This is a genomic window from Kitasatospora sp. NPDC049258 (genome assembly GCF_040678895.1).
Lineage (GTDB): Bacteria > Actinomycetota > Actinomycetes > Streptomycetales > Streptomycetaceae > Kitasatospora.
This window is the reverse complement of the sequence record NZ_JBFAQT010000093.1, coordinates 1-4075: the sequence shown is the minus strand read 5'-3', so window position 1 is coordinate 4075 and position 4075 is coordinate 1. Positions and strand designations below refer to the sequence as shown.

Below are 4075 nucleotides of genomic sequence, written 5' to 3'. Positions count from 1 at the left end.
CGGCGGAGACCACCACCGTGTGCGACACCCCGGGGGTGTTGTCCACGAAATTGGTGATCAGCCAGTTCAGGTTCTGTGCGGCCTGGCTCATCTGAGTCAACTCAACGCTCCTGGTGGTTCGAGCCGCCGAAGAGATCGGTGCTGCTGTTCTGCTGTCCGTTGCCGGACCGGCCCTGCTGGGAAATTTCTTGGGGATCGATCCGGAAGCTGCCGGTGGCGCCCGGGTCACCGCCGGCACTGCGGCCCTGCTCCACGCCGCGGCGCAGGTTGGTGAGCCGACCGCGCACCTCCTCCGGGCTGCGGGAGACCTGCGGGCCGTCCTGCGGAGTGGGCTTGGCGTTGCCGGGGACCAGGTTCTGCTTGGGCACCCGGCGCGGCAGACCGGAGGGAGTGGTCCCGCCGGCGGCCGGCTCGCGGAGCTGCTCCGCGCGCTGCCAGTCACCGTCGTTGGCCGACTCCCACGCGGTGGTGGGCGAGCTGGTCGGACCGGTCGGGCCGAAGCCGCCGAGCCCCGACACCTGGTGGCCGCGCTGCTCGGAGTCCGAGCCGCTGTCCTTGGCACCGGCGAACCAGTTCGGCTTCTCGCCGCCCTGCGGGCCGCCGGCGCCGGCGCCGTCGCCGAACATCGACCCGGCCGAGGCCGAGCCGCCGGCCAGCTGCTGGCCCGGACGGCGCTGCGGCAGTCCCGAGCTCAGGGTCCCGGCCCCGCCACCCGCGGCGGCGGGCGGCAGCGCGGCAGGCGGCTCCTCCTGGCCGTACGGGTGCCCTGCGGGCGCCTCACCGGCCCCGTTGCCGTACGGCTGCTGGTAGCCCTGGTCGTAACCCTGGCCGTAGCCGTCCTGGCCGTACTGGTCGTGACCGTACTGGCCCTGGCCGTACTGCTCCTGGCCGTACGGCTGCTGGTAGCCACCGCCGGCGTACTGCTGGTCCTGGCCGTAGCCGTCCTGGTACGGGGCCTCCTGGCCCTGGCCGGGGTACCGGTCGTCGGCGTACTCGGGGTACTCGTTGTAGCCGTCCTGGGCGTACTGCTCGGCCCCGAACTGGTCCCGGCCGTACGGGTCCTGCTGGTAGCCCTGCTGGGCGTAGCCGTCGCCGTACGGCGGCTCGACCAGCTCGGCCTCCACCGGCTCGCCGTCGGCCTCGCCCGGCGAGGCCTCCAGGGCCGCCAGCCGGCGCTGCTGCTCGAGCCGCTGGGAGCGCTGCATGGACTCCAGCGCGGGGCTGAAGCCGCCGTCGGCGCCGTGGCCGGTCAGGTGGTCGTCGAAGCCCAGCTCGGCGGCGCTGCGCGCCTGCCCGACCTGGTCCCAGCCCTGGGCGGCCGGCTCCTGCTCGGCGAAGATCCGGGAGACCGTGAACTCCTCCTCGGGCTCCGGCTGCGCGCTCAGCTGGGTCAGCGACTGCGGGAGCATCACCAGCGAGGTGGTGCCCGCGGACTCGCCGGACGGGCGGAGCTGGACCCGGATGTCGTGGCGCTGCGAGAGGCGGCCGACCACGAACAGGCCCATTCGGCGGGAGATGGTGGCGTCGACCGTGGGCGGCTCGGCCAGCTTCTCGTTGATCTCGGCGAAGTCCTCGGCGGTGAGGCCGATGCCCTTGTCGTGGATCTCGACCAGCACCCGGCCGTCCGGCAGGCGGGTGGCGTTGACCAGCACCCGGGTCTGCGGGCTGGAGAACGAGGTGGCGTTCTCCAGCAGCTCGGCGAGCAGGTGGACGAGGTCGGTCACGGCGGGGCCGACGACCTCGGCCTCGGGTATACCGGCGAGCTCGATGCGCTCGTACTGCTCCACCTCGGAGGCGGCGGCGCGGAGCACGTCGACCAGCGGCACCGGGGTGTTCCAGCGGCGGCCGGGCTCCTCACCGGCGAGAACCAGCAGGTTCTCACCGTTGCGGCGCATACGGGTGGCGAGGTGGTCCAGCTTGAAGAGGTTCTCCAGCTGGTCCGGGTCGGCCTCGTTGTTCTCCAGGTCGGTGATCAGCGCCAGCTGGCGCTGGATCAGGCTCTGGCTGCGGCGCGACAGGTTGGAGAAGATCGCGTTCAGGTTGCCTCGGAGCAGTGCCTGCTCGGCGGCGAGCGAGACCGCCTGGGCGTGGACCTGGTCGAAGGCGCGGGCGACCTCGCCGATCTCGTCCTTGCCCCACAGCGGGATCGCGGCGACCGAGGTGTCCACCCGGTCCGGGTCGGTCTTGGAGAGCTTCTCGACCAGGTCCGGCAGGCGGTGGTTGGCGATCTCCAGCGCGGCGCTGTTCAGCACGCGCATGCCGAGGATCATCGAGCGGGCGATGAAGCCGGTGAGCAGACCGGCCAGCGCGAGCGCGGCGATCACGATCGCGGAGTTGAGGATGGCGTCGGTCTGGGCGCGCGACTTGATGTTCGCGGCGCCGGCGACGACCTGGTCGAGCAGCCGGTTCTCGGTGGCGCGCAGGGCGTTGATGTGGCCACTGGTGGCCTGCGTCCAGTTGTCCAGGTTCAGGCCCTCGGCCTGGGCGGCCTCGAAGGTCTGGCGGGCCTGGTCCTTGCCCTTGGACTCGCCGGCCGCGGCGGCCGCGGAGTAGGCCATGCCGATGTTCAGCAGGCCCTGCACGGTCGGGATGGCCTGGCCGCCGGGCATCCGGCGGGGGGTGCGCAGGTCGGCGGAGGCCTGGTTGACCAGCTCCTCCGAGTAGACCTTGGCGTCGTCGCTGGTGCTGCCGGTGGTGAACTCGCCGATGGCGGTCGCCTCCAGCTTGGCGGACACCAGCAGGGTCTGGATCAGCTCGACGTTCTCGTACTTGGTGACGCTGTTGGTGCCGATGCCGACCAGCAGGTTGGTCATCAGCACGCGCTGGGTCGAGGCCGAGGCCTTGGCCAGCGACATGGCGTAGATCGCGCGGCCGCGGCTGGTCTCGGCGGAGCTGCCGAAGCCGACCGAGTTGTCGATGGCCAGCAGCGGCGCGAACATGATCGAGTACGCGCCCTGGGTGGCGGTCGCGAACAGCTCCGGCTTGTAGGCGTTGTCGCGCAGGTGCGGGAGCGACACCACCAGCTGCTGGAAGGCCTCGTTGCGCCGGGCCAGCGTCGGGTCGTCCTTCACCTTGGCGAAGGCGGCGTTGTACGCGGCCAGGGCCTGGTCGGTGCGGTCGCGGTACTTCTTCTTGTCGCCGCCCGGGTCGCTGCCGGTGACGATCGGCAGCACGGTGAGGTCGCGCTCGTTCTCCAGCGCGTCCGCGAGCTGGGTGGCGGTGCGGGCCAGGTCGGCGGTCTTCAGCGCCTTGTCGGCCTTGACCCAGTCGTCGAACGAGGTGTTGACGCGCAGACCGCCGAAGACCAGGCCGATGATGACCGGGATCAGCAGGATCGCGACGAGTCGTGTCGGCACCCGCCAGTTCAGCGGGGACAGGAACTCGTAGCGTCCGCCGCGGGCCGACCGCTCCTCGGGGCGCGGGCCCGGCGCCGTCGAACCGACCGGTCGCGACGTGCCACCGACGGTGCCGGACGGGCCGGGGCCGGTCCGCTCCTCGGTCGGCGTGAACGCGGAGAACCCGGTGGGTGCCTGGCCGCTTCCGCCCGGCTCGTTCTGACGGGGCTCGGAGCGCTGCGGGGTGACTGGCTGCTTACGCCTCACTCGACAACAACCTCTCGACCGACTGGCGGCCATGGATCAATCCAGCGGCTTCCCCCGGTGGCCGCAGCCCGCTGTGGGTGGAACTGCCAACGATGACTACGGGGTAGCTGGAATTTCAGCACGTGCAGGGATTCGGGACAAACAGCTCTCCGTACCCGGTCAGGCACGAGCAAATAGGACATTAAGGTGCAGGGACCCCCAAAACGCAAGGTCATCCGCGCATACTGGATCGGATTCGTCACGGTAGGTCACTAGTGATCTCCAAATGCCTACCGAACTGTTATGCACAACTGCACCGTGCCCGCCCCCGCCGAGCTGGGCGGGGGTCGGGCACGTGCCGTACCTCACTCCGGAGGGGCGGCGGGGTCCTGCGATGGTGCCGGTCCTCAGCGGAGGCGGGCGAGGAGGGCGTGCTCGACGAGGGTGATGAGGGCGCTCTTGGCGCTGTCCCGGCGTCGGGCGTCGAGGGCGAT

Annotated in this window: 1 protein-coding gene and 2 pseudogenes; all 3 read right to left on the bottom strand. The window is 71.1% G+C overall.

All coding sequences use genetic code 11. The annotated features are described in order from the left end of the window. Positions 1-91 (bottom strand): annotated as a pseudogene (locus AB0K43_RS31265) (roadblock/LC7 domain-containing protein); the annotation flags it as partial. A gap of 10 nt (positions 92-101) precedes the next feature. Continuing rightward, positions 102-3602, bottom strand: a complete 3501-nt coding sequence (locus tag AB0K43_RS31260; protein WP_363645778.1) for a nitrate- and nitrite sensing domain-containing protein — start codon at positions 3600-3602, stop codon at positions 102-104. 386 nt (positions 3603-3988) lie between these two features. Further along, a pseudogene (locus AB0K43_RS31255) lies at positions 3989-4075 on the bottom strand (ATP-binding protein); the annotation flags it as partial.